This window comes from Pseudomonadota bacterium, from assembly GCA_016195085.1.
Taxonomy (GTDB): domain Bacteria; phylum Pseudomonadota; class Alphaproteobacteria; order SHVZ01; family SHVZ01; genus JACQAG01.
This window is the reverse complement of the sequence record JACQAG010000024.1, coordinates 51,262-76,872: the sequence shown is the minus strand read 5'-3', so window position 1 is coordinate 76,872 and position 25,611 is coordinate 51,262. Positions and strand designations below refer to the sequence as shown.

The window sequence follows — 25,611 nt, the reverse complement described above, 5'->3', positions numbered from 1 at the left end:
TCAAATCCCCATAGCTCGAACCCGCCGCACCGTCGCACCCTTTCCTGCCCGCGGTTTCCTCCCCTGAGGCTTATCAGACGCCTGCCCTCAGAACCCGCCGCACTCTCCGTGCCGGGCAGGCATCTGATAACCCTTAACAGGAGCGGATGTAACGCCCATCACAGAGCCTTCGCGTTTTGCATTAGGCATCGAGTGACCTCAACTGATGGAGGGTTTGAATGAGAGAAAGCCGTCAGACGCGACAGGCGCTAACCTCACACTCGGGCCTCAACGATAAGCTGGCTCTGTCGAAACGACGCCACGCGGCATTTGGGAGCGTTTGCATCATATCGACACAGACGCCGCCTTCCCAGCAGGAATGGAAACCCCTTCACTCCACCAATCCGGCGCCGGCGTATCCTTTAGAAAGTGGTCATAGAACTGCATTTTGCGCTCAGCCGCGTCTGGGTCACAAAGGACCCCACTATGATCGGTGCCCACATATTGCAGCAACGCCACGGGACGGTCACCCATCGCATGTAGGGTTGCAAACATCTGGAGAGCTTCATCAAATCGCACTGCCTCATCCTGGTCACCGTGCACGATAAGCAGCGGTGTTCGGACATTGGGCGCATGATACAAGGCGGAATTCCGCAAATAGGTGTTCAAATTCTTCCACCATGGGCCGGTGAACCTGGCCTGATTTCTCCCGCGAAAATTCCGCCAAGTGAAAAAAGCTTGCTCTTGGACGCCCCACGTACTGCCGAAACGCGACCAATGATTGGAGACGCCGGCACTGACGATGGCGGCCCGAAACATGTCCGTCTGAGTGATGATGAAATAGGTTTCGCTGCCGCCATATGAATGGCCGGTCACTCCAAGTCGATCACGATCGACAATGCCCGTGGCGACCGCCGCTTCAACGGCCGCCATTGCACCTTCCACGGCCGCTGGCCCTATCTCATCGTTGCGCGCGTGAATATCGGGCAACAAGATTGCATAACCGCGGCCAAGCTCAGGATGGGTGTCGCTTCCCTCGAAAACCAATGAATGCGGTTCCGCCATCAACTCATAAAGTTTCAGAATCGTGGGATATGATTTTCCTGGCTCGTAGTCGAAAGGCGGATAAAGTGTGGCGCGCAACCATTCGCCGCGTTCCGTTTGGTACGCCAGATGCATACCCGAACTCTTCCTTTGATCTGCGGTAAATTCATTCGTATCCAATAGAATACGATCCGGACGCCAGCTCGAGCTCACTCTGCTGTAGACCATATCCTTCGTCGACGTTCGCTGACGCATGAGAAAAGCGTCTGCGTTCTCTGCCTTGATGTAATCAAAATAAGCATCTTCAGTGTAAAGAACATCAACCGCGCCATTCTCTGGGCTGCGCCGTACAAGCCCCATACGCTCGGTCCGCCGTTCTGTCGTGAGAAAGTAGATCGGCTCATTCAGATCGACGAGATCAAGTTCGAAATTTGCGCCAGCGCGGCTGGCGCTAAACTGAGCACGTTGATAAATAATGTTGTCGGACTGGCCGTTGCCGGTCAGGTTGACCGCCTGCTTTCCCCGCAAAGGCAAAGCCCAAACGTCTCTAAAGTCTGAAACCAAGACGTATTCGCCATCCGCGCTCCACCCTTGCCAAACTACATGCCTTTGACAATCGGTGCGTACAGCGCCAGGCTTGCGCACATCTTCTTCAAAATAAAAACGTGCTGGCACGTCTTCGGTCATGTTCCTGCGTGCTCCCGTCGCAAGCTCAAGCGCTATATAGGCGCCACCCTCCTGAAAGACGATAATGTCGCCGGACGGTGAAAAGCGCGGCGCGGCGTAACCAGAATCCACCAATGACTCCACGAGCGGCGCGCGCTTCCCGGAGCGTAGGTCGATCGTGCAGTAATCATATCTAATGCCGAAACAGCCGTCGCCACGCTCGTCACGCGTATTGAAGCCCAATGCATGCATTCCGAAAGGATGTGGCAAGACCACCGCGAGCGTTTCGTCCGCCAATCTAAAAAAGCGGCCATCCTGCAAGGATAGATAACAGAGATAGGCGGGCCGCCTCTCAGCCACCGACCTTTGCATAGGCGTCTTGTGGTCGCGCCAGTGCCATATGGCCAAGTTCGGAACCGGATTCTCCACTGCTTTCGGCGTCTGCAGAACCTTGCGAATGTTGACGAACAGACCTGTCTCGTTTTCACGCCACGCGAGTTCTCCCCCGCCGATTTCGAATTGCTCAGGAAAGTCGACGAGGTCTTGTTGTGTGAACGCGCGCATGGCGCGCGCGCATTTGTCGAGGCCGAACATGAGAAGCGTCGCCTTCGCGCCCTTCCCACGCAGCGCAGCCAACATGCGCCCCGTTGGCGACCATGTTAAAGCGCTGTAGTTCTCGTCGCCTTGATCAAGAGCGACGGATTTGTCTGTTTCGACATCGAACACATGAAGACTGTCGGCGCTGGACCAAGCGATGCGGCGGCCGTCAGGACTACAGGCGACGGCGCCGACGTCGCGCAGCACCGTTTCACGATCAGACGCGAGGCTGCGGATCGTGAGTGTATTCTCATCGTCCGTCCGATCGCTGATTAAAACGATCCATTCATCGCCGCTCCGCCCGATGAACTTGAAGCTTTGAGCTCCAGCGAAATCGCGCCGCTCGCCGCTCGCACTGTCAACGATTGCGATCGCGCAATCCGCATCTTCGAGTTGCGCCGCGAACGCCAACCATTGGCCAGACGGGGAAAAAGCCGGCTGATGAGCCATCGTCTGGAAGCACTCTTGAATTGCGGGATTGTCTGGATCCTTCGCATGAGTGTTGATGTCATAATAGCGCTCATCGCCACCCTCCAGCGGCTTGACAACGATCGTAATGCGCTGGCTTTTTTCATCCTCCAGTCTAAAAGCCGCTAGGCGCCCGTCCGGAGACAGGAGAAGCGCGGTAACAGCGACCCTCGACATCATTTTCAAAGGACGGCGGACCTCAACTCGCTGCCTCCCGGCGAAGCGGGCGCAGCGGCGTCACGCTGGGATATCCGGCGGCGTCAAGCCCGACCAGAGCCTCGACGTCGAAGGCTTGAGCCACTGCCGCCGGTGTAAACAGCGACACCGGCGAGGCTTGTCCGAGCATGCGGCCGTCGCGCAGCAAGATTACCTCGTCGGCGAATCGGGCGGTGGCGTTGAGATCGTGCAGAACCGCAATCGTAGTGAGGGCGCGCTCGCGGGTGAGCCTGCGGACAGTGTCGAGCACCTCGAGCTGATGGCGGATGTCCAGCGCGCTGATCGGCTCGTCGAGCAGGAGAACGCTCGGATCCGAGGTCAACGCCTGCGCCAGGAAGACGAGCTGCCTTTGTCCGCCGCTGAGCTCGCCCAGATAGCGCGGCGCGAAGCTCTCGATGTCGAGCTCGCGAAGCACGGCGCGGACCGCCGCAAGGTCCTCGTCGCCGACCCGCAATCCGAGGCGGCCGAGGCGGCCGAGCAGCGCGGTCTCCAGGACCGTGAGCGCCGCCCGCGCGCCAATCTCTTGCGGCATGTAGCCGAGGCGCAAGGGACGCTCGGCGCAGCCATCGAAGAGAAGCTCTCCGGTTGAGCGCACGATCCCGGCGATGGCCTTCACGAGCGTCGACTTGCCCGAGCCGTTGGGACCGATCACGCAGGTGAACCGGCCTGGCTCGGCCGTGATCGAGACGCCATCCAGCGCGCGGATGCCGCCATAGCTCACCCCAAGCCGTCTCGTCTCGATCCTCACCAGTAAGCCTTTCTGTTGCTGAGGATGAGCCAGACGAAGAACGGCACGCCGATGAGCGCGGTGACAATGCCGATCGGGAAGATTGCGCCCGGCATGATGTTCTTTGAGGCGACGGAAGCGAACGAGAGGAGGAGCGCGCCATAGAGCGCGGACGCCGGCAGGAAGCTACGCTGATCCTCGCCCACCAGGATTCGGGCAATGTGCGGCCCGACCAAGCCGACGAAGCCGATGGTTCCGACGAAGGCGACCGCTACCCCGGTCAGCGCCGACACGATCGCGAAGGACCGCAGCCTGAGCGCCCTCACATCGACCCCAAGCCCTCGTGCCCGCTCGTCCCCGAGCTTGAGGGCCGTCAGCCGCCACGCGTCCCTGGCGATCAGCGGAGCCGCGGCGAGGAACACAGCGGTCACAATCCAGAGCTTGGGCCAAGTCGCCTTCTGCAGCGAACCGAACAGCCAAAACACGATCTGTTGAAGCGCCTCGGGCGAAGCGATGTACTGGAGCAGCGAGAGCAGCGCCTGGAACAGAAACAGGAGCGCGACGCCGGCCAGGACCAGCATCTCGGACGACGCTCCCCTTAAGCCGCCGATCAGATAGACGCCAGCTGAGGCAACGCCCGCGAACAGGAAGGCCATGACCGGAATGGCATAGGTTTCCGGCACCGGCAGGCTCGCGCCCAGCACGATGACCAACGCCGCGCCGAAGCCAGCCCCGGCCGAGATCCCGAGCGTGTAGCTGGACGCAAGCGGGTTGTTGAGGATCGTCTGCATGATCGCCCCCGTCAGCCCCAACGCCATCCCGACGGCAACCGCGATCAGCGCGACCGGAAGCCGGATCGACCAGACGATGGCATTGATGCTCGGATCATCGGACTGGCCGAGGACCGAGCGCACGACGTCGGCCAGCGGCAGAAAGGCCGGCCCAGTCGCGACGTCGAGCACAAGCCCAGCCATAAGCCCGACAAGCGCGGCGGCCAGTACGGCGGTGCGCCGCGCCAGCAGCCGGCTGTAGGTCTGCGAAACGATGTCGGGGCCGACCGAAACACCGGTCATGCCTGCACCTCCGCGGCGGAACGTCGCACCGCTCTTATGGCTTCAGGGTAACCCACCAGTTGCCGGCGTAGGCGACCGGCAAGTATTTCTCGTGATAGGCGCGGAGATCGGCGGTTGGATCGACGTCCCTGAACTCATCGGGGTAGAGCCGCTTGCCGATGAACTCCATGGCGACGTAGTCGAACATCGTGCGGGCGAGTCCCATCTCGATGGCGTAGAAGTTTCCCGATTTCACCGCCTTCAAGTCCGCCCAGCCAGGCCGCGCGGCATAGGGCGCAAGCGTCGAGCGCGTGAGCTCCTCGGTTGCGTCGTAGCCGGTCTTCACCGCGGTCGGTCGGTTGAGCCACGAGGAGCCGGCAATGAAGATCTCATCCGGATTGGCGGCGATGACGAACTCAGGATTGAGCTTGCCAAAGGGACCGGGGAGCTTGCCCGCGGCGATGTTCTGTGCGCCCATCAGGTCGAAGATCTTGCCCCAATTAGTGCCGTTGAAGGTGTTGCCGACGGTGCCAGCGCCAAGCTGCCCCACCTCGAAATAGACCTTGGGTTTCAGGCCTCCTTTCGCGTTCGCCTTCTCCGCCCGCGCCATGACGTCCCGGTACCGGCTCTCGTAGAGAGTCGCGAGCTCCTCGGCGCGCGCCTCTTGTCCCATAACCTTGCCGAGCGCCCGAGTGGAGGCGAGATGCCGCTCGAGGAGCTGGGCGTTGTAGTCGATGACCACTATGGGGATCCCGGCCGCCTCGATCTTCTCGGCATCGTCCTTCATCGCGCTGAAGGTAAATTCAGCGACCAGGAAGACGTCTGGTTTGAGGGCGATGATCCTTTCGATGGACAGATCGTTGTCTTCGTAATTCCCGATTTCGGGAATATCGGCAAGATTTTGGATCACCGCCTTGTAGCGGTTGAAGATGGCTGCCCTCGAGCCCGACCACAAAGAACGCGACATGCCGACGACCTTCTTCCAGCCTTCGACTCCGGCGACCGCGGTGAAGTCCTCGAAGTGGAAGTTGACGATTACGCGATTGACCGGCGTGCTGATCGTGACCTTTCGGCCAAGCGCGTCGGTGACCACGGTGGATGCCGCGTCGGCGTTGCCACATCCAATTAAAAGCGTCGCCGCGATGGCGGCGGCGCGCATGACGGTGCGCATGGATAAGCCTCCCATTGAACGTCTAACCGGAGGGCGAAGGCCTTCGCGGCTCGGCATCGAGGTAAGCGGCGCGGATTGCCGAGGCGAGGCCGAATGAGTCGAGATCGAGGCTTGCAAATCGCAGCGCCAGCGGGCCCGCGAGCCACGCCTGCAACGTTAGGGCGACGCCAACCACGTCGGCCACCGTTGCGGCGAGCGGGCGCCAGTTAGGGAGGTCGAACCCGAGAGTGTTCCTCAGGCGCATAATCTCAGCGTAGGGTGAAAGTTTGGAGAGGTCTACTCCAATTGCTTGTCAACAAACACAAAATTCTTGTAGAATTCATAATCCAGTTTTATGGATTCCGATGGCGCGCATTCTCCCCTCGATGAGCTGCCTGCGTGCGTTCGAGGCCGCGGGAAGGCATCTCAGCTTCACCCGCGCGGCGGCAGAGCTGAACCTCACCCAGGCGGCAGTCAGCTACCGGATCAAGGAGCTCGAGCAGCTGGTGGGCGTGCAGCTCTTTCACCGGCTCAATCGAACGGTGATGCTGACCGAGCACGGCCGCAGCTTCATGCCGATCGTCCGCGAAGCCCTGCGGCATTTGAGCGAAGCCGCCGAGCAGCTGGTAGCGCGGGGCAAGAAGGAGACGAACATCCTTCGGATATTGGTGACTCAAGCCTTCTCCAGCATCTGGCTGGTGCCGCGTCTGCAGAAATTCCGCGCCGAGAATCCGGATATCACCGTCCAGGTGATCACTTGGGTCGCTGGCGTCTTGCAGGTGACGCAGGACGATTTCGAGCGTCACGGGCTTCACGCCGCGATCGTCCGAGGCAATGCCGCCGACGATTTCGGCGGCGCCTCGGCGGAGCTGATCGTCGTCGATTATGCGATGCCGGTGGTGCATCCGACATTGCCCGTGCGGGTCCACCCGCTGCGCGAGGTGTCCGACCTGGAGAGGCACACGCTGCTGCACGCGGCGAGCTGGCCCACGATCTGGCGGGATTGGCTGACCGCGGCCGGTCAGCCCGATCTCGAGCCCGCGACCAATGTCGAGCTGCCGAATGCCGGCATGACCGCGCATGCGGCGATGAGTGGGCTTGGCGTCGCCATCGCGCATGGGCCTTTGGTGGCGGACGACATCGCCGCGGGAAAACTGATCGCGCCGTTCGACCTGATGCTGCCGCTCGATCGCAGCTATTTGTTCGTGACGCCGAAGGGGGACCGGGAGCATCTGGCGAGCCAGAGCTTCAAGACCTGGATGCTGCGCGAGATGAACCTCGGCACAAAGGCCTTCAGCCAGGTAATGACCAGCAACCGCAGCCGGAAACCGAGACGGCAGCTCCGGTCGTCGGCTTAGCCCGAAGCCTCCACAGGATCGCTCGCTGGCGCAGCACCGTTCGCCGCCTCCCATTCGGGCCGAAGCACGCCGAAGACCGCCACGTCCCATCGCCTGACTCATGGAGAGATCCAAATGCGCTTCTACATCTCTGCCGACATCGAGGGCATCGTCGGCGTCGTCAACCGGCCGGAGACCAAGACCGACGGCTTCGATTGGCAGCGGGCACGCCTCTGGATGACCGAGAGCGTGGTCGTCGCTTGCAAGGCGGCAATCGAAGCCGGCGCCACAGAGCTGATTGTCAGCGACCCGCACGGCAGCGGCATGAACATCCTCATCGATCAGCTGCCGCACCAGGTGCAGCTGGTGCGAAGCTGGCCCCGCCCGCTCGGTATGATGCAGGGAATCGAGGTCGGCAAGTTCGACGGCGCGATGTTGATCGGCTATCACACCGGCTCGACCCATCTGACCGGCGTCCTTGGCCACAGCTTCTACGGCGTTCTGGTGCGCGAGGTGAAGCTGAACGGCAAGACCGTGTCCGAGGGCGGTTTCAGCGCCGAGATCGCCGCGCACTACGGCGCGCCCGTCATCATGATCTCCGGCGATGACGCCTTCTGCGAGGAGACGACCGGCTTGATCGGCAAGGTCGAGACCGCCGTGGTCAAATGGGCCTACGGCACGCTCTCGGCGCGATCGATGGTGCCGGAGGCCGCCTATTCCCTGATCCGAGACAAGGTGCGCGCCGCGATCCACCGGCTGAAGGAGTTCAAATCGAAGTCGCTAAAGGCGCCGATCACGCTCGAGATCACGATGAAGCACCGGCTCCCGGTCGAGCACCTGGCCTACATGAAGTTTTTCGAACGCACCGACGCCTACACCATCCGCTATGTGGGCCAGGACATGGAGGAGATCAGCAAGGCGCTGATGTTCATGCTCTCCTACAACTCGACGGCGTTCTAACGGGGAAGGGACTGCAACGTCCTTTCGTGGGTTACGGGCAAGCTCTCCCTCACGCCTTTCGGAATCCTGTGACCTCGAGCTCCTTCACGTCCTCGTTGATCGCGTCGCACGGGGCCGTTATTCAAGCTCCCAACTGGAGACTTGAATCATGCGGTGTGAACTCACCGACCATGAGTGGGGCGTCATCACGCCCATGCTCCCGAACAAGCCGCGCGGCGTGCCGCGTGTGGACGACCGCCGTGTCCTCAACGGCATCATTCGGATCTTGCGATCATGCGCACCATGCCGCGATCTGCCGGAGAGCTTTGGCCTCTAACGAGGAAGATTCACGCAGTTGTGGACACCAACGGTCTACCGATGCACCCCGGCCTCACGCCCGGTGAAGCGCACGACAATCGCTATGTCCGGCTTTCCTCGGCGGACTGCGTCCAGGAACGATGTGCTGGCAGATCGAGGGTATGACGTGGGCTGAAGCAGAGCGCTTGCCGGTCGGCAAGGAGGCGGCGGATGCTTGCCCGGCCGGCGTCTTACAGCTTCTTTGCGTATTCGAGGTTGGCCTGCCGCAGCGTCGGATTGCTGCCGAGGATGTAGTGCTTCGACATGTCGGCGGAGTAGCGGCTCGCCGGCGGATTGCGGCCGAGCGCCTCGGCCAGCGCCCGAATATGGTGCGGGCCCGCGCCGCAGCAGACCCCGAGATAGTTGACGCCGAGCCCATAGGCCGCCTTGCCGAACTGGGCGATCTCGTAGCGATTGCAGGTGAACGGGTCGAGCGCCACCGGGAAAGCCCGCTCGCTCGGCAAGCAGTCGCAATGGGGATCGGTCAGCACCTGGAAGCTCGGTTCCTGATCGGTGGTCCGGTAGGGAACCGGCAGCGCGGCGATGTGGCCCTTGAGGGCGGCTCGGATTTCGCTGAGCAGCGGCATCATGGTCTTCGGCCCGCGGGCGCAGTTGAGGCCGACCACGTCGGCGCCGTTGTCCTCGAGCCGCTTGCAGGTGTCCACCACCGACCACCCCTCGCGCATGGTGCCGATCTTGTGCACCGCCAGAGTGACCACGCTCGGCACCTTCGCCTGCTTCATCGCCTCCAAGGCCAGCAGGGCTTCCCCACCATGGGAGTAGGTCTCGCCGATGATGAAGTCGACGCCGGCCTCGACCGCCCAGCCGATCTGCTCGTCGAACATCGCCCGGACTGCCTTGTGGGAAGCCTTGTCGCCGGGAATGTAGGCGCTGGTGTTGCAGATATTCCCGGCCACGAGCGCGCCATGCTCGTCGGCGACCTCCTTGGCGATCCGGAGCGCATCGCGGTTGAGCTTCTCCAACAGATGCTCTTTGCCGATGAGCCTCAGCTTCTCGCGATGGCCGTAATAGGTGAAGGCCTCGACCACGTCCGAGCCGGCATGGACGAAGTCCCGGTGCTGCTGGGCGACCAGCTCAGGATGCTCGATCACGATCTCCGGCACGAAGGCGCCCGCCTGCAGATAGCCGCGGCGCTCGAACTCGAAGAGATAGCCCTCGGCGCAGATGACCGCCCCCTCGCGGAGCCGTTCCAGCAGTCCCATTTTCCCTCCCGGCGCGCCCATGGATCGTCCCTCTGGTTGGTTGCCTCTTCAGGGCATCATACGCAAAAAAAATGGGCCGGGTGCGGCCTCGCCCGCGCGCGGGCCTGGCGTGGCGGCGGCGAAGGCCCAGCCGCCTCGGTCCGGGGATTGCCGCCGGCCTCGGAGCTGATCCCAGCGATTTTGGAAGAATGTCTTGAAATCAATGTGCTTGGCGCCGCGCGTCGGCGCGGATTCGCATGCGCTGTCTCTCAATGATATGGTTGATTATCAACCGATTGCTTTACTATACTCATGCCGATGGCTAGGGCCGGCACCGCCGCGAGGCAGGACGAGGATAAGCTCGATCGTGTCTTTGCGGCGTTGTCCGATCCGGTTCGACGCGCCATTCTGCGCCGCCTCGACGGCAGGGAGCTTCTGGTGTCGGAACTCGCTCGGCCATTCCACATCTCCCTGCAGGCGGTCTCCCGGCACATCCAGGTTCTGGTCAAGGCCGGTCTCGTCAAGCAGGAGCGGGCCGGGCGGGTCAGCCGATGCCGGCTGGACGCGGGCCCCATCTACCTGGCGGCGGTATGGATCAACCGCTACAGCAAATATTGGCAATCGCAGTTCGACACCATCGCCGCGTGGCTGGACGCGATCGAAGGCGCCGAGGGAACCAAGAGGCGGAAGCAGCGGCGGCCGCACAAGGCGGGAACCTAGCAACCACACCGATCACCAAGTCTCAAGGAGGAGAGAGCAATGCGATACGAGACAGCATCTCAGCGGTTGGCCGGCTATCGCAAGGAGCTCGCCGGACTTCGCAAGAAGATGCAGAAGCTGCAGCGCTCGGCTGAAGCCGAACCGGTCGAGGACTATGAATTCGCCACCGTGAAGGGCCCGGTTCGGCTCTCTCGGCTTTTCGGCAAGAAGGAACATCTGTTCGTCATCCACAACATGGGTGCCAGCTGCCGTTATTGCACGCTCTGGGCCGACGGCTTCAACGGACTCTATCCGCATCTGGCAGACCGCGCCGCCTTCGTCGTCGCCTCGCCCGATGCGCCGAAGAAGCAGCTGCGGTTCAAGACGGCGCGGGGGTGGCGCTTTCCCATGGTCTCGCATAGCGAGACCAGCTTCGCCGCCGACATGGGCTACAAGAGCAAGGAATGGTGGATGCCGGGAGTGTCGGTCTTCACCAAACGCGGCAAGAAAATCTACCGCGTATCGGACACCGGCTTCGGCCCGGGCGACGATTTCTGCGCGCTCTGGCATTTCTTCGATCTCTTGCCGAAGGGTGCGGGCGACTGGCAGCCGCAATACAAATACCGCTGACGAGGCGGCCATGGCGTTCGCGTTCAGCTTGAGCGAGGTCATTCCGGCAAGCGCCGAGGAGATCTTCGACACTTGGCTCGACGGCAAAGGCCATGCGGCGATGACGGGTGGGGGAGACGCGCGCATCACCGCGGTCCAAGGGGCCGACTTCACCGTTTGGAACGGCTACATCAACGGCCGCAATCTCGCGCTCGAGCCGGCCCATCGCATCGTGCAGAGCTGGCGGACCAAGAAATTCACGCCCGAGGACCCCGATTCCGAGATCGAGGTGCTGCTGGAGCCGGCTCCCGGGGGAACCAAGCTGACCCTCAACCACAGCAAGGTCCCCGACGGGCACACGAGCTATCGTGACGGCGGCTGGCAAAAGAGCTATTTCGAACCGATGAAGACGTACTTCGCCGGCCGCCGATGACGGCGGCGCCGAGAGCGGGCCCGCCGGCACCCGTGCCGGCGCTCGACGTCGGCGCGGTCGGAGCCTGGCTGATCGACGGCGCCCGCTCGCACCCCGACCCGCGGGACATGCTGGCGGAGCTCTGCCAGCGCCTGCTTGGCGCGGGCCTGCATCTGTGGCGGGTCGCGGTGTTCGTGCGCACGCTCCACCCGGAAATCATGGCGCGTCGGTTCGTCTGGCGCTTGGGCGCCGGGGCGGAGCTGGCCGACGGGCCGTTCGAGCTCATGGAGAGGCCGGAATACCGCACCAGCGTCATCGTGCGGGTCGTCACCGACGGGATCGCCATCCGCCGCCGGCTCGTCGATCCGGGTTGTCCCATGGACTACTCGGTGCTGCCTGAGCTCCGCGCCGAGGGGGTGACCGACTATCTCGCGACACCGCTATTCTTCAGCAATGGCGAGATCCATCTCGCGACCTGGACGACCCGCGAGCCCGCCGGCTTCACCGAGGCGGAGCTGGCGGCTCTGGATGCGATCCTGGCGCCGCTCACCCGGGTTGCGGAAATCCGCGCGCTCAGGCGCACCGCCGCCAATCTCCTCAACACCTATGTCGGCCGCCATGCCGGCGAGCGGATTCTCGCCGGTCACATCCGTCGCGGCGATACCGAAGCCATTCATGCGGCGATCTGGCTCTCGGACATGCGCGGCTTCACCCAGCTGGCCGATCGTCTGCCGCCCAAGGCTCTCATCGACCTGTTGAACCGCTATTTCGACTGCCAGGTGCCGGCGATCTGCCGGCATGGCGGCGAGGTGCTGAAATTCATGGGCGATGGGCTCTTGGCGATCTTTCCGATCGTCAGCGGTGCCGGCGCCGCCGGCAATGTCTGCAAGGACGCCTTCGCCGCCGCGTCCGAGGCGCGCGCCGATGTCGCCCGGCTGGCCGCGGCGACGGAAGACGAGGCTACGCGGGGATTGCGCTTCGGCCTGGCGCTGCATCTGGGCGAGGTCCTGTACGGCAATATCGGCAGCGGCGAGCGGCTGGATTTCACCTGCATCGGTCCGGCGGTCAACCTTGCGGCTCGGCTGGAGACGCTCGCTGGAAGCTTGGGCCGATCCGTCGTCGCCTCCAGCGCTTTCGCTGGCGCCTACGGCCCCGGTCTATCCCCGCTCGGCGAGTTCATGCTGGCGGGCTTCAGCACGGCGGAGACCGTCTATGGGCTCGCCGATGAGGGGGGTGAGGCCGCGCTTGGCGCAACTCTCCTCGCCGATCGCTCGCGCTAGGTCCAAGAGCGCGCCACTCCGGCGATCATTGCCATGTCTCCTCTAGGTCGCATTCAGCGAGATCTCGTTCCAGGTCTGGCGAATCCAGCGGGCGCAAGCGGCGTTGTGCTCGAAGATCGAATACTTGGCCCCGGCGCCGTAGTCGGTCGAGGGAATCATCTCCGTCGATATTTGCCCGAGCCGGCTGTCGAGGGTGCGGGCGTGGTGCTCGAGCAGATCGCGGACCACCTGCTTCCAAGGCTCGAGCCGCTCTTCCTGCCATTCGGAATGCCATTCGCCCTGCTTGGGCTTGAGGAAGGGATACTGGATGCCGCGGCCATAATTGCCATTGGGGTGCTTGGCCCAGACATTGACCGGGTTGTTGGGGATGGCCGGGCGCGCATGGGCGTGGCGCACCCAATTGGCCATGATCCATTGATGGGTGACGCTGTCCGCCTTGAAGGGATCGAGCACGACGCGGCCGGAGGCCACGTCCTCGCGCATGCCTTGCACCTCTTGTTCCTTCGGATTGTCGATCTTGAAGATGACGTGGGAGTGATCGAGGGTCATGTTGAAACGGATGCCGCGCGCCTCCACCGCGCGGCCGACCTTCGCCACGCGGCCGAAATGCTCCGACCACATATTGACGTGAACCTCCAGGCAGGGATCGACGCCGAACCGATCGCCCTTCTCCGCGGCCCAGAGATAGGTACGCACCACGTCTTCGTCGCTGACCGGCCTGCCGTTGGCATCGTTGGTCATGATTTGCACGTTGTGCGCCCGAGCACCGACCTCCTTGGCGATCCGGAGATTCCACTCGAGCAGCGGCTCGTCGCGGCCGAGCGTGTAGAACCAGCCGCCGGCGCGGATCGGCAGGTCGTATTTGCGGCTGGCATTGAGATAGAGATCGAGCTCGCCCATCGGCGGCGAGCGGTCGAAATAGTCGAAGGCTCCGGATTCCTTCACCATGCGGAACTTGGTATCGACGTCCGGGACCTCTTTGTCGGTATGCAGCACGCCCGACCCGACCGCGCCAATCTCCAGGGTCTTCGCCATTGTCCTCCCCACTGCCATTGCCTAGTTGTCCTGCCAATCCGCTAACGCCAATGGCCGTTTGCGGTGCTCAATAGTGCGCGCCGTAAAGATCGTATCGGCACGGCTGTGCGCGGCGACGAGGAAGCGTTGGCGAATGATCTCGCCCAGCGCCGGGGTCGGGTATTCCGGCGCGCCGTAAGCCGCCTCCTCGGGTGCGGCCTTGGCCGCTTCCGTGCCCAGGAGCGCCATGCCGACCGCCACGGCCGCGAGAGCCAGGCTCAAGGACTCTCCTGAACGAGCGGAGCCGGGCTGCGCGCATTGCCAATGGGTAAAGCCTTGCATCGGACGATTTCTGGCCGCTTCGATCCAGCGCCGCTTGGGGCCGATAGGGCGTGGCAGCCACGCGCAAAGGTTTCTGGCATTCCCGCCGGCTCCGTGTATGATAGCGGGCATATCGAATCTTGCAACGTGACCCAACTGGCCTGATCGGTGCGTCGATTGTGCTTGGTCGCACCGTTCTGGTCGTCATGAGTTCCAATCGGGTCCAGTTCTGGCTTTAGATAGCGGCATGGGGCCGCGGGACTTCTCTGGCGCGCATTGCGGTCCGGTTAGGGGCGCGCTGTCGCGAAGAGGTCATCGTGGTCGCAACATGCCGGAGCCAGGGCTGAATGGCTTCGAGCGAGGAGTCGACGAACATGTCGGAGCATAGATACAAGGTTGGCCAAGTGGTCGACGCCCGCACCTTGGTGCGCGGGGTCGTCCCTCCCGGCCGCTATGAGGTGGTTCGGCGTCTGCCTGCCCAGGAAGGCGACAACCAATATCGGGTGAAGTCGGTCCGCGACGGCCACGAGCGGGTCGTCAGAGAGAGCGAGCTCACCTAGAGCAGGTCTAGGAGGTCTCGCGCGCGATTCCGCGGCGAAGCCCGCACCTGATCCTCTCTGCTCAACCCGCCGTCGTCACGTTGAGCGGCGGGTTTTGATTGAACCATTCCGGCTTGGCGCGTTCGAGCTGGGCGGCGAGCTGCAGCAGCAGATCCTCGCGCGCGAAGTTTCCGGAAGGCACGTCTATCGCTCGCTCGAAGTACCTCATTCGAGGGGTTTGATCACCCGTGCTTCGGCCGCGCGCGGCATGAGGAACGAGACCAAATCGTCAATCACCTTGGCGAAGGAACTAGGCTGCAGGGCGATATTACTCGCGAACTCAGCCCATTGCTGGAGCTTGACCGAGTCTGACGCAAAGGCTTCAGTCAGCGCGTCAGGCGGTTCAGCCGGAATTTCGGTCCGCCGGCGGGCGAAGGTCGCTGCGATTGCTCGGGCGAGGCGATCGCCGGCGAACTCGTGGGTGCGGCTTAGAACCCAGATATCGTAGTAATCCTTCATCCGGCTGTTTGCGCGACCGAACTTTACCATGGCCTGAAACTTCTCGGCGATGACGGTCTCGCGCGCATAGGCTCGCAGGCGCGGAGCCGGGAAGTCTAGCAAAACCGGAATTACGACCTCCTCGAGTCCCGGTTCAACGGCGTCGCCGAATCCGATGTCGATAAGAACGGTCACGCGCGCCCCACCGACCGTCGCGATCGTTCTGACTCGGAGGCCGCCATATTCCAACTCCTCGCGGGTTTGATCGATCCGTAGGGCCGCGACATCGAATTCGACGCCATCCTCGACCTTGACAGCAAATATCTCGCGGAAGGCACTCAGCATCGTTTCCGGATCGGGATCGCGAAATCCGAGGAAGTCGATGTCCCGTGTCGGGCGATGCGGATTGGCAAACCATGTTGTGATGAGCATGGCGCCCTTCAGCACGAAATAGTCCCGATGCATCGTGAGGCTGAGGCGATAGAGGAGGCGCTCCAGCACGAACCGCGTGAGCAGCAGCTGAAACGGCCGATTTTGTTGCTTCGCCAGATTCAGCAGACGCGCCCGAACCGAAGCCCCGATGTTGCGAACGGGCTTAGGCATCAACCGTGAAGGCCTCGAGGGAAAGTCTGACGAGCTCCCAAGTCTTGGGTCCATCCTCCACCGCGAACCGTGCAATCTCGGCCGGCGTCGCCTTGCGCTGACGCAGCGCGTTTCTCAGACCTTCGATTGCCGGAGCGAGATTGTAGCCAAGGCTCTTGCTATAGAGCCGTCCTGCCATATGGCAATGGCGAAACGCGTCGACCACAGTCTTGGCTGCCCCATATATGCGAACGGGGACGCCCTCAATGACATGCGTTTCGATGCCTGATTCAAAAACCTTCGGCCCGAACCGCATGATCTGTATTGGCGGGGAGGTGATCCGCGGCCGCCAATCCTTGACGCCGATTGCCATCCAGATGGAGGGCGGGATGCGGTTGGTCAGGTCATGAAAAGCCAGCGCCGATTGGAGGCAGATGATCCCTTTCGGCACCAGCTTGGCCGCTTCGGCGAGCGAGTGGTTCGCATCAAGCGGTGCTTCGGGAAGCTGATAGAGGCCGCGCGCAAGGCGGATGACCTTGCCCTTCCGCTCCATGCGAGAGACGGTGGCGGCAGTGATCCCGGCATCTGTCAGTTCCGACAGGCGTGCCATACCCTGCTGGGATAGCAGCGCAATGGCGCGATCTTGTTGGCGTTCCATGCCCGTTGTCATGGCCATAATATGATATGAATCATCGACTAATACAAGGTTACGCAGGAGGAATCATATCATCTGTCTTGATGATACAACTCCTCTTGGTATCGGGAGAGTACCAAAGGATTTCTATCTAATCGGCCTTCGCGGGTCTGTGCCTTAGCGGCCGAGGCTCGCTGCCTGCGCCCGATCCTCTCCGCTCAACCCGCCATCGTCACGTTGAGCGGCGGGTTTTGATTGAACCATTCCGGCTTGGCGCGTTCGAGCTGGGCGGCGAGCTGCAGCAGCAGATCCTCGCGCGCGAAGTTTCCGGTCAGCATCGCGCCGATCGGCAGGCCGTCGCCATCGAGGCCGGCGGGGACGGAGATCGCCGGGAGGCCGGTCTCGTTCACCGGCATGGTGTAGCGGCAGGCGTCGAAGAGGCGGCCGACCCAGGTGTCGATGTCCTCGTCTCGCAATAGCGAATAGAGACCGTTTGCGTCCGGCACGCGAATGGCGAGCGTCGGTGTAAGCACGGCATCGTAGCCCTCCATGAGCTTGCCGAATCCCCGAGTTGCCGTGTTGTTGCAGCTCATCATCTTCCAGATGTCGAATTTGTCGTAGCGATCGGCGGCGAGGTAGTGCCGATAGGTCATCGGCGAGAGGTGGTCGCGGAGTTCTGCCAACGGCACGCCGCGGTCCTTGGCGGTGGTCCGGAACTGCGCGCGCGAGCCGATCCATTGCACCAAATAGCCCCACCATAGCGCCTGCCAATCGCAAATCGTCGTGTCGTCGATTTCCTCGACCGCATGCCCCTGGCGTTGCAGCAGCCTGGCGGTCTCTTTGACCCGCTGAACCACTTGCGCGTCGGGCTTGCCGTCGCGTCCCCAGCGGCCGACCGAGAGCGCGATCTTGAGCTTGCTCGGGTTCTTCCTGATGATCTTCGCGTAGGAGCCGTCGAAGGGCTGCATCTTGATGAAGCTGCCGCCATTGGGAACGCGAGTCAGATAGTCATAGACCGCCGCCGTGTCCCTGACGGTGCGGGTCACCACACCGTCGACGCTGATCCTGGTCATGTATTCGCTCTGGGCCAGCGGGCGCGGTACGCGGCCGCGCGAGGCCTTGAGGCCCACGAGCCCGCAGAAGGAAGCGGGAATGCGGGTAGAGCCTCCGCCATCGGAGGACATGCTGACCGGCGTCACGCCGGCGGCAACCAGCGCCGCCGAGCCACCGGAAGATCCGCCAGGAGTGCGCGCCAGGTTCCACGGGTTGCGGGTCACGTTGAGGCGGCCGAGATAGTCGGTCGCGGTATCGAAGGTCATACCGAATTCCGGCGTGGTCGAGCGGCCGAGCGGGACGAGGCCGGCGGCGAGAAAGTTCTCGACCGTGGGGTCGGTCGCCTTGGCGATGTTGCCCTTGTACAGCTTGGCTCCCGATTCCTGCCGACGCCCCTTGAAGCCGGAGCCGAGGTCCTTGAGGAAGAGCGGGACGCCGAAGAGCGCTCCCTTCTTGTCGGCGCCGGAGACGGCCGGCTTCTCCCGGATGTCGTCGAAAACCTCCAGCACGGCGGCAAGCTTCTGATTGACCAGGCCGACGGCATCCGCCGACTGGCGGGTCAGCTCTCGGGGCATCACCTTCTTCTTGCGGACGAGATCGGCCAGGCCGACGGCGTCGTATCGCATCCACTCCGCCCAGCTCATCGCCGGACCATTGTTCGATGCCGCCATGGCTCCCTCCTCCCCGGTTCTTCCGCCCGCACCTATGCTTGGCAGCGCGGCATTGTCAGTGGGATCCTATGCGAAGAGCGCCGGCAAACACCACAAGCCGCGCCGGGGGAAAAAGCTGCTTCCGATACAAGCACTGCGAGAGGCGCCGGTCACCTTCCCTAGGGTGCTATCGTGATCGGCGGCCGTTCGGGGACGAGGGAGGACGGGAGATGGCGAAGAGTGCGATGGCCATGAGCTGGGAGGAATGGGCGAAGCACGATGCCGTGGGGCTGGCCGATCTCGTGCGCAAGAAGAAGGTGACGCCGGCGGAGCTCGCCCGCCAGGCGGCGGCGGGCGTCGCGCTGTTGAATCCGAAGCTGGCCGGCGTGCTCGAAGTGTTCGCCGACGTGCTGGAGAGCCCGGACAAGGACGGTCCGAACAGGAAGGGCGCGCTCTACGGCGTGCCGATGTTCTTGAAGGACATCGGCTCGGGGCTCAAGGGCAGACGGCAGGAATCCGGCACCAAGCTCTTGAAGGACTTCGTCGTCAAGGCGACCGATCCCTTGGTCGAGAACTACCTGGCTGCCGGGTTGGTGCCGATCGGCCGCTCGACCACGCCCGAGTTCGGCATGACCTTCGACACCGCGACCGACTATCTCGGCCGCCTCAACGTCACTCGAAATCCCTGGAATCTCGAGCGCACCCCCGGCGGCTCTTCCGGCGGCTCGGCGGCGTTCGTCGCCGCGGGTGTTACGCCGATCAGCATGGCCTCCGACGGCGGCGGCTCGACCCGCATACCGGCATCCTTCTGCGGGCTGGTGGGCTTGAAGGCGAGCCGCGGCCGGGTGCCGCGCCAGCTGGCGCAGAGCGACTACACCACCCGGCATGTGAGCGAGACCGTGGTGACGCGGAGCGTGCGCGATACTGCGGCGGTCATGGACTATCTCTGGCGTGCGCCCAATGGCGGCTCCTACATCCCGATGGCACCGCCCGAGGGTTCCTATCTGGAAGCGATCAAGCGCAAGCCCGGCAAGCTCAAGATCGGACTCAGCACCGGCCCCTGGGGTCGCGGCGGGGCGACCGATGCGCAAGTTGTCTCCCGGGTACGCGCGGTCGCCAAGGTTCTGGAGTCCCTCGGCCATCCTGTCGAGGAGATCGACGACAAGACCATCTGCGACTGGCAGGCGATGTGGTGGGGCTACATCACCCAATGGATCTCCGCCCGGGCTCCCTATGGCTGGATCGGCGACAGCCGCGCCATCGGCGCCAACAGCCTCGGCGACTATCTCAATCCGATGACCTGGCGCCACTACGAGGCGGCCAAGCGCTACACGACCCTCGATCTCTACAAGGCGATGGCGCACAACAACACCGTGACCCGCGCCTTCGGCAAGCTCATGGATCGCTACGACGTGCTGTTGACGCCGACCCTTGCGATCCGGGTGCCTCAAGCCAATGGACCTTATTCGTTGCTGCGCGACGAGCCCTTGGAGGGCTGGATCGCGCGGCTGGCCGATGCCTGCCGCTACACCATGCCGGGCAACGAGACCGGCATGCCCGGCGTCTCGGTCCCAGCCGGCTTCGATCGCGACGGGCTGCCGGTGGGCGCGCAGCTCTACGGCAATTTCGGCCGCGAGGATCTGCTCTTAAGATTGGCCGCACAGCTCGAGCGGGCGAAGCCGGAATGGTTCAACCGGACCCCGCCGGTGCATGTGACGAAGGCGGGATGAGCTTCCATCTCGCTCCCTTTACGCGGGGGCGTATAAGCCGGCCTTGGCCAGGAGCTCGAGGGCAGCGGGGGTGAACTCGGCCATCGGGCTGTCGCCGCCGATCACGAACAAGAGCAGCTGGTCCAGCTCCGGGTCGCCCGGGGTCACGTTCTCGAAGCGGCGCGGAACGCCGGGCGGGAACGAGACGACGTCATAGGGCTTGAGGTCGATCCACTCGACCTTGCCCGGGGCGGATTCCCACGACGCGCGCCAGACGCCGGTGAGCGCGATGAACGTCTCGTTGGTGTCGTGGTTGTGCATCAGCGGCCCCTTGCCCGACTTGCACCGGCAGAAGCCGAGATTGAAGCCTTCCCTGATGGGTATGGCTGCCATCCGTGCCGCTTCCGCGCCGACCGGCGAGTGCACCTCGCCTTCGCCCTCGGGAGGCTGAAAGCCGATGACGTTGTAGAGGGTGCGGATGCTTTCGGGATAGCGGCTGTCGGGAAGGCCGCCATCGGAACCCTTGAGCCTATCGAACCGCGCCACGCGCTTCAGCATCGCTTCACGCGACCAATAGGTGACTTCCAGCTGGGCCATCGTGCTCTCCCTTTAAGCGGCGAATTCGCGCAACACCTTGCCTGGCCGACGGTCCGGCGCCGAGAGACCGTTCGCATCGGCGACGCGCTCGCCGTTGATCCATACGCCGTGGAGACCTGCCGCTTCCGTCACCAGGCGCGTTGCGCCGGCCGGCAGATCGCTGACGCGGCGCTTCTCGCTGCGGCCGACGGTGGCCGGATCGAAGAGGATGAGGTCGGCGGCTGCTCCCGGTGCAAGCCTGCCGCGGTCCTGCATGCCGAATAACGCGGCGGGCTGGCTCGTCAGCCGCCGCACCGCCTCTTCGACCGGCATCAAGCCCAGCTCCCGGCTCCAATGGCCAAGGAGGTGCAGCCCGAAGCCGGCATCGCAGAAGAAGGTGAGATGCGCGCCGGCGTCGGAAAGGGCGATATGGCTGTCGGGGTGGGTCAAGAGACGGCCGACCGCTTCCTCGTCGGTGTTCAAGAGCACGGCGGTGAACTGCGTCTCGAGATTCTCGGAAAGCGCGAAATCGAGCATCCAATCGAGCGGATGCGTGCCGGCCGTTGCCGCATGGCTTGCCACCGAGCCGCCTTCGGCCCAGCGGTTGGCGGGCCGCATCGCTTCGACCACGTCGAGCTTGTCCCATTCGCTGTTGAAGAGGCGCATGCCGCGGTGCTGCAAGAGGTCGTCCTTCACCGCGGCGCGGAATTGTGGGTCGGCATAGACCTCTTTCAAGGCCTCGCCATGGGCTTGCATCGCCGGCTTCCAGGCCGCGAGGCCCTCGAACACGTAGGCGCTCCGGAGGGTGAAATCCATGGTGAGCGGGCAGCACGACACCTGCGGATAGAGACGGTGCCCGCGCCCGCGCGCCGCCTGCATCTCAGCCAAGCCCTCGAACACCCGGGTCGGGTTGGTCTGGTTGTGCAGCATGGCGGCGATCAGCACCGGCCGGCCGCTGTCGGCAGCAAGGGACTCGAGATAGGGAACCGGGGTGACGGTGCCCTTGGTCAGCATGAACACGCCGCGGCCGCTCTCGCCCATGGCCGTGACCAGCGCCCGCATCTCCCGATCGTCGGCGAGCCGCGAAGGCATGGGGATGCCGTTCTCGCAGTTGTGCGGCTCGTTCGTGGAGGTGGCGAAGCCGATCGCGCCGGCGTCCATGGCGTCCCGCACCAGGTGCCGCATCTCGGCGATCTCGGCATCGGTCGCGCGCCGCCTGGCGGCGTCCCCACCCAGCACATAGGTGCGGATCGAGGAATGGCCGACGAAGGCGGCCACGTTCGGGCCGACGCCGTTCTTCTCCAGCATGGCGAGATAATCGGAGAAGCTCTCGAACTCCCAGGCGATGCCGGTGCGCAGCGCCTCCAGCGACATGCCCTCTACATGCGTCAAGTTGCGCATGGTCAAGTCGCGGTCCCGTTCCCGGCAAGGCGCTATGGTAAATCCGCAATTGCCGATGACCACGGTGGTGACGCCGAGCGCCGGCGAGGGATCGGCCCAGGGATCCCAGGTGAGCTGCGCATCATAGTGGGTGTGGCCGTCGATGATGCCCGGCGCCAGCATGAGGCCCTCGGCATCGACGATCTCGCGGGCTCCACCGAGCGCGCCCGTGCGCTCTGCATCCGCGACGGCGACGATCCGGCCATTGTCCACCGCGAGCGCGCCCTGAAGCGGCTTCGATCCGAGCCCGTCGACGATCACCGCATTCTTGATGACGAGGTCGTGCATGACACCTTGAGCGTGCTCTGCCGTTTGGCGCCGCCCCTCACCCTAACCCTCTCCCCATGGGGGCCTTGCACAAATAATGGCGTCTGCACAAAAAAGCCCTGAGGCTGAATCCGTCGATCTAGAGACCAACCCGTAAATACAGTCAGATCCTTGAGGATACGTCGCTATGTAGCCCGGGTTCGTAGGCGTAAATTGTGTGAAGAAGGCCGTCCTTAGGACTTGTTTCTTCTCCTGATCCACCGACGAGGTGGATGTGCTCGCGTGAAAGTTTGTCGGTTGCTCCGCAATAGATGCAGCGGCCAACAGGGCTCATATACGGTCGCCGGAGAGCGATGCTTCAGCATGCTTCTGCTCTGAGTGAGGAAGGCAGCGGCTATCGAGGGGGGGCTCGGGTAGCGACTCTAAGAAGGCACGCATCGCGACGAAGAGGCGGTATCCGTTCTGATGCCAGAGATGCTCAAACGTGAGCGGCTTGCCTTGCATGTCCTCGGTGATCTCTTGCCCTTCCCAGGATGCCGGAAGGTGCTTGAATCTGCCCTCATTGTTCCGTCCAAAATGAAAACGTCGATTGTGGGCGACTGCGTTTCGAATGTGTTTGGCGAACCGATACCAGTCAGTCGCCGCTAGAGCAGCAAGCTGCTTGGCATCCTCGCAATAGTCCTCCAACACCTCCAATGGGAACTGGATAAGCGCGTGAAGCTGCACGAGCGTGAACTCACTCCACAGCCCATCACGCTCCTCGCTATCGAGCTTCGCTGCCAGTTCTGCTCCAGAAATCCAATGACTGCCAAAACCTGTCTGGCTTCCCCGTGCCGTCGCGGAGACCGTACCCTGCGAGTTGTTCTGGGACCGGAGAAGTTGGCTAGCAAGAAGAGCAAGCTGATAAGCGTGGTCTTGCCGTTGAAAGATGACGAGCACGTCGGCTTTGGTGAAGCGTCGCTGTGGTGCGTCGGTCATCCCAGCAAACTCGCCTTTATTGGAGCGGCAAGACTCGATTGCATTGGGGATGTGGCGCGACGGGCAGGTCTCTGACCTCGCCACTTTCCGGCATTTTCGACGGTCCGAGCAGGTCGCGCGTCTTCGGATCAATCAGAACGAGTTCGGCAGCGTTGTCGGCCAGATCGTTGGGATTGAAAAGCTTGCTCCGGCCGAACCAGCCACTTTTGTCGTGTCGGATCACATCAGAATAGGCGTTCGAACTGAGATAGTCGACATACAGGATCGCTTCGCCGTAGGTCTTGTGGAGTTCGCGTGCAAGCAAGAGGAGTTCATTCTGATTCGTAATCGGGTACTCTCGCACGATCCGATAAACTCGAAGCTCACTGCCAATTAGCCTTAAGCCAATTACGGTGAGATATCGGCTAGGTGTGCTTCGGTGAATTCCAATGAAGCGACGCTCGCCGCGACCGGTTCGCGCTGACGGATTACACTCATATCGATACTGGCGAAGGATCGGCAGGTTGTTCCGAGAAACGACGTTATATTTCGCGACGACGTCGTAACTCCAGCTAAGGGCTTCGGCCAGTTCTGATTGAAGCTTCTCCGGGTAGCCACGAAAGGCCACTGCTGGCTGGCATCCTATCCCGGTGCAATTTTCCTTCTTCACCTCCTTAGGAACCAACCAGTCGATTTCGGCAAACCGATCCGCAGTGAGAGGTTGGCCGATACAGAATCCATCAAGGCATAGCTCATCCGCTGCCCAGCCCCGAGGTAGGGCATAGAAGTATGTCGAGAGGCCGAGAAGGAATGTGACTAGCCTGAGGAACCCTACCATTTGGCAATAGTCGTCACTCAAAGGCGAGCTTGCAAGGTGGAAACAGCGGTCTCCGTTGTGATCATCTCTGCCAGTGCGTCGGCCCCCCTCCGGCGGACTGTTCATCCTAGTGTCGGCTGCAAAAAAAGATTCGGCTGCACAAAAATGGCCGATGTTTTACGACTTCTTGTGCAAAGCCCCCCATACAAGGGAATAGGAGCCGCTTTCCTTTTTACCCCCTCTCCCTTGGGGAGAGGGTTAGGGTGAGGGGCGGATCGAAGCAGAAAACCGCAAGCAGGACGAACCTCCGCGCGCTCAATTCCGTCCGCGCTGGAAGGTCTGCGGCTTCGGCTTGAAGGTCGCCTCGGGATCGAGCGGATAGATCGGCCGCCGGCAGATCCTATGCCCGAGGCTGTGCAAGTTGGCGCTGGTGGCGCCCGGCGCGTCGATATTGAAGTTGCGTTCCGCCCAATCGTCGAACATGTGGTGCTCGCAATGGGGGGACTTCACCACCGTCAGATCGAAGCGCTTCGGGTCCTGTCCGGCGGCATAGAACACCGCACGGTCGAATAGATAGGCCCCGCGCGTGATCGCCACGATGGTGAAGTTCTTGTGGAGGAGCACGGCCGTCGGGCCGGCGTCCATCGGCAAGCCGCTGCGCTCCAAGACGCAGCGGCCGCGGGAGAGAAGATCGACGGTCACCTCGAGCTCGACCGGCTTGAAGCGCTTGTCCAAGGCGCCGCCGAGCTTGACCTTGAGCGTGGCCCCCACGCCGGCGGCGAAGGCGGCCTTCACGGCCGGCGGATCGACGATCGGCAGCAGCACCTTGCCGGCATAGCCGGCTTTGACCAGCGCCACCAGGATGGCGTTGCTGTCGCCGGTCGCCCCCGAGCTGGTCGCATCGGCGGCATCGGTGAAGATGACGGGGCCGGTCATGGTCTTGGCCTTGGCGATCGCATCCTGAATCGCCACCAGGCGCGTCTGCATCAGCGGCCGGTCGGCCCAGAAGCTCCAGGCAAGATCGGTGGCGGCGGCTTCGGCGCCGGCAACATCCCCGTCGGTCACCACCACGGCCTGGCTGCACAGCTCCGGCACGTCGGTGAAGGGGTTGCCGATCATGAAGGCGGCGGCGGCCGCCTTGCCGCTTTGCTCCAGCTTCTGCGCCTGGCGGATGACGCCGCCATAGACGCCGGTCTCGGTGATGAGCTCGTCGCCGCGCACCAGGCAGGGCACGACCACGCGGGAAATGACCGGCTTGATCGCGCGATCGAGAATGCGCAGCAGCAGCCGGGCCGCCCGCTGGCCGGTGTCGGCGAAGTCCACATGGGGATAGGTGTGGTAGATGACCACACCATCGATATGGCGAAGCATCCGCTCGGTCAGGATGCCGTGGAGGTCGAGGGAGATCACGATGGGAATGCGCGGGCCCAGGATCTCGCGGGCGCGCTCCAGGAGGTTGCCCTCGGGATCGAGCTCGCCATCCGCACCCATGGCGCCGTGCAGGGAGAAGTAGAGCGCAGCGGCACCCTTGGCCTTGGCCCGGATCGCCGCCAGGAGCTCGTCCGAGAGCTTAGCGAAGCCCTTCTTCGACAGCATGCCGGCGCTGTAGGCGGTTGCGGCATAGGTCGGCACCACGCGGATGTCGTCGGCGCGCTCCTTGAACACGCCGAGCGCCCCCGCGATCGAGGTATTCTGGTCGCGATGGCGCTGAATGATCTCATCGCCGCGAACGACGGTGAAGTTCGTGTATTCGCTGGGCACCGGATTGAAGGAGGAGATCTCCTGGGCGCATTCGGCAATCAGGATGGTGTGCATGGAGC

General features: G+C 63.1%; 24 protein-coding genes. 9 read left to right on the top strand and 15 right to left on the bottom strand.

Features of this window, described 5'->3' with window-relative positions; all coding sequences use genetic code 11:
• Positions 1-324: 324 nt before the first annotated feature.
• The 4 genes from HY058_07610 to HY058_07595 are packed head-to-tail and all read right to left on the bottom strand — an operon-like array spanning position 325 to position 5,920.
• Positions 325-2,940, bottom strand: coding sequence for a S9 family peptidase (locus tag HY058_07610; protein MBI3497154.1), 2,616 nt, complete (start codon positions 2,938-2,940; stop codon positions 325-327).
• Between the two features lie 13 nt (positions 2,941-2,953).
• Positions 2,954-3,718 (bottom strand): ABC transporter ATP-binding protein, encoded by a 765-nt coding sequence (locus HY058_07605; GenBank protein ID MBI3497153.1) that lies wholly within the window; start codon positions 3,716-3,718, stop codon positions 2,954-2,956.
• On the bottom strand, positions 3,715-4,770 hold the full coding sequence (locus HY058_07600) for an iron ABC transporter permease (protein ID MBI3497152.1): 1,056 nt from the start codon (positions 4,768-4,770) through the stop codon (positions 3,715-3,717). The genes HY058_07605 and HY058_07600 overlap by 4 nt, the downstream gene beginning before the upstream one ends.
• Positions 4,771-4,804: 34 nt before the next feature.
• The gene (locus tag HY058_07595; protein MBI3497151.1) at positions 4,805-5,920 is read right to left on the bottom strand and encodes an ABC transporter substrate-binding protein; all 1,116 of its coding nucleotides are present in this window, start codon (positions 5,918-5,920) and stop codon (positions 4,805-4,807) included.
• Positions 5,921-6,264: 344 nt separating this feature from the next.
• On the opposite strand from HY058_07595, the gene HY058_07590 reads away from it, so the two are divergent.
• The 3 genes from HY058_07590 to HY058_07580 all read left to right on the top strand — a co-directional run bounded on the left by HY058_07590 (position 6,265) and on the right by HY058_07580 (position 8,512).
• The gene (locus tag HY058_07590; protein MBI3497150.1) at positions 6,265-7,257 is read left to right on the top strand and encodes a LysR family transcriptional regulator; all 993 of its coding nucleotides are present in this window, start codon (positions 6,265-6,267) and stop codon (positions 7,255-7,257) included.
• Positions 7,258-7,371: 114 nt separating this feature from the next.
• Positions 7,372-8,196, top strand: a complete 825-nt coding sequence (locus tag HY058_07585; GenBank protein MBI3497149.1) for a M55 family metallopeptidase — start codon at positions 7,372-7,374, stop codon at positions 8,194-8,196.
• Positions 8,197-8,344: 148 nt separating this feature from the next.
• A complete protein-coding gene (locus tag HY058_07580; GenBank protein ID MBI3497148.1) occupies positions 8,345-8,512 on the top strand; it encodes a transposase in 168 nt (55 codons plus the stop codon).
• A gap of 211 nt (positions 8,513-8,723) precedes the next feature.
• Here the strand turns inward: HY058_07580 and HY058_07575 are convergent, their stop codons facing one another.
• Positions 8,724-9,755 (bottom strand): homocysteine S-methyltransferase family protein, encoded by a 1,032-nt coding sequence (locus HY058_07575; protein MBI3497147.1) that lies wholly within the window; start codon positions 9,753-9,755, stop codon positions 8,724-8,726.
• Positions 9,756-10,046: 291 nt separating this feature from the next.
• Here HY058_07575 and HY058_07570 point away from each other — a divergent pair, with 291 nt between their 5' ends.
• Genes HY058_07570 through HY058_07555 form a run of 4 tightly spaced genes read left to right on the top strand, consistent with a single transcriptional unit; the run spans position 10,047 to position 12,734 of the window.
• Complete coding sequence (locus HY058_07570; protein MBI3497146.1) at positions 10,047-10,454, top strand: metalloregulator ArsR/SmtB family transcription factor; 408 nt, start codon at positions 10,047-10,049, stop codon at positions 10,452-10,454.
• Between the two features lie 39 nt (positions 10,455-10,493).
• Positions 10,494-11,063, top strand: coding sequence for a DUF899 family protein (locus HY058_07565; GenBank protein MBI3497145.1), 570 nt, complete (start codon positions 10,494-10,496; stop codon positions 11,061-11,063).
• A gap of 10 nt (positions 11,064-11,073) precedes the next feature.
• Positions 11,074-11,475 carry an SRPBCC domain-containing protein gene (locus HY058_07560; protein MBI3497144.1) on the top strand — a complete coding sequence of 134 codons (402 nt, stop codon included), beginning with the start codon at positions 11,074-11,076 and terminating at the stop codon, positions 11,473-11,475.
• Positions 11,472-12,734, top strand: a complete 1,263-nt coding sequence (locus HY058_07555; protein ID MBI3497143.1) for an adenylate/guanylate cyclase domain-containing protein — start codon at positions 11,472-11,474, stop codon at positions 12,732-12,734. The genes HY058_07560 and HY058_07555 overlap by 4 nt, the downstream gene beginning before the upstream one ends.
• 42 nt (positions 12,735-12,776) lie before the next feature.
• Here HY058_07555 and HY058_07550 read toward each other — a convergent pair whose 3' ends face one another.
• Positions 12,777-13,769 carry a hypothetical protein gene (locus HY058_07550; GenBank protein MBI3497142.1) on the bottom strand — a complete coding sequence of 331 codons (993 nt, stop codon included), beginning with the start codon at positions 13,767-13,769 and terminating at the stop codon, positions 12,777-12,779.
• Positions 13,770-13,790: 21 nt separating this feature from the next.
• Positions 13,791-14,030 (bottom strand): hypothetical protein, encoded by a 240-nt coding sequence (locus HY058_07545; GenBank protein MBI3497141.1) that lies wholly within the window; start codon positions 14,028-14,030, stop codon positions 13,791-13,793.
• Positions 14,031-14,443: 413 nt separating this feature from the next.
• Here HY058_07545 and HY058_07540 point away from each other — a divergent pair, with 413 nt between their 5' ends.
• Positions 14,444-14,629, top strand: coding sequence for a hypothetical protein (locus HY058_07540; protein ID MBI3497140.1), 186 nt, complete (start codon positions 14,444-14,446; stop codon positions 14,627-14,629).
• 204 nt (positions 14,630-14,833) lie between these two features.
• Here the strand turns inward: HY058_07540 and HY058_07535 are convergent, their stop codons facing one another.
• The 3 genes from HY058_07535 to HY058_07525 all read right to left on the bottom strand — a co-directional run bounded on the left by HY058_07535 (position 14,834) and on the right by HY058_07525 (position 18,046).
• Complete coding sequence (locus HY058_07535; protein ID MBI3497139.1) at positions 14,834-15,709, bottom strand: nucleotidyl transferase AbiEii/AbiGii toxin family protein; 876 nt, start codon at positions 15,707-15,709, stop codon at positions 14,834-14,836.
• Positions 15,702-16,358: a type IV toxin-antitoxin system AbiEi family antitoxin domain-containing protein gene (locus tag HY058_07530; GenBank protein MBI3497138.1), complete on the bottom strand. Its 657-nt coding sequence runs from the start codon at positions 16,356-16,358 to the stop codon at positions 15,702-15,704. Before HY058_07530 ends, HY058_07535 begins: the two co-directional genes overlap by 8 nt.
• A 182-nt stretch (positions 16,359-16,540) precedes the next feature.
• Positions 16,541-18,046, bottom strand: a complete 1,506-nt coding sequence (locus tag HY058_07525; protein ID MBI3497137.1) for an amidase — start codon at positions 18,044-18,046, stop codon at positions 16,541-16,543.
• Positions 18,047-18,255: 209 nt separating this feature from the next.
• On the opposite strand from HY058_07525, the gene HY058_07520 reads away from it, so the two are divergent.
• Complete coding sequence (locus HY058_07520) at positions 18,256-19,755, top strand: amidase (GenBank protein ID MBI3497136.1); 1,500 nt, start codon at positions 18,256-18,258, stop codon at positions 19,753-19,755.
• A gap of 18 nt (positions 19,756-19,773) precedes the next feature.
• Here HY058_07520 and HY058_07515 read toward each other — a convergent pair whose 3' ends face one another.
• The 5 genes from HY058_07515 to HY058_07495 all read right to left on the bottom strand — a co-directional run bounded on the left by HY058_07515 (position 19,774) and on the right by HY058_07495 (position 25,606).
• Positions 19,774-20,331, bottom strand: coding sequence for a cupin domain-containing protein (locus HY058_07515; protein ID MBI3497135.1), 558 nt, complete (start codon positions 20,329-20,331; stop codon positions 19,774-19,776).
• A gap of 12 nt (positions 20,332-20,343) precedes the next feature.
• Complete coding sequence (locus HY058_07510; GenBank protein MBI3497134.1) at positions 20,344-22,038, bottom strand: amidohydrolase family protein; 1,695 nt, start codon at positions 22,036-22,038, stop codon at positions 20,344-20,346.
• A gap of 309 nt (positions 22,039-22,347) precedes the next feature.
• Positions 22,348-22,995 (bottom strand): hypothetical protein, encoded by a 648-nt coding sequence (locus HY058_07505; protein ID MBI3497133.1) that lies wholly within the window; start codon positions 22,993-22,995, stop codon positions 22,348-22,350.
• 16 nt (positions 22,996-23,011) lie between these two features.
• On the bottom strand, positions 23,012-23,602 hold the full coding sequence (locus HY058_07500; protein ID MBI3497132.1) for a hypothetical protein: 591 nt from the start codon (positions 23,600-23,602) through the stop codon (positions 23,012-23,014).
• 504 nt (positions 23,603-24,106) lie between these two features.
• On the bottom strand, positions 24,107-25,606 hold the full coding sequence (locus HY058_07495) for a M81 family metallopeptidase (GenBank protein MBI3497131.1): 1,500 nt from the start codon (positions 25,604-25,606) through the stop codon (positions 24,107-24,109).
• Between the last annotated feature and the right edge of the window lie 5 nt (positions 25,607-25,611).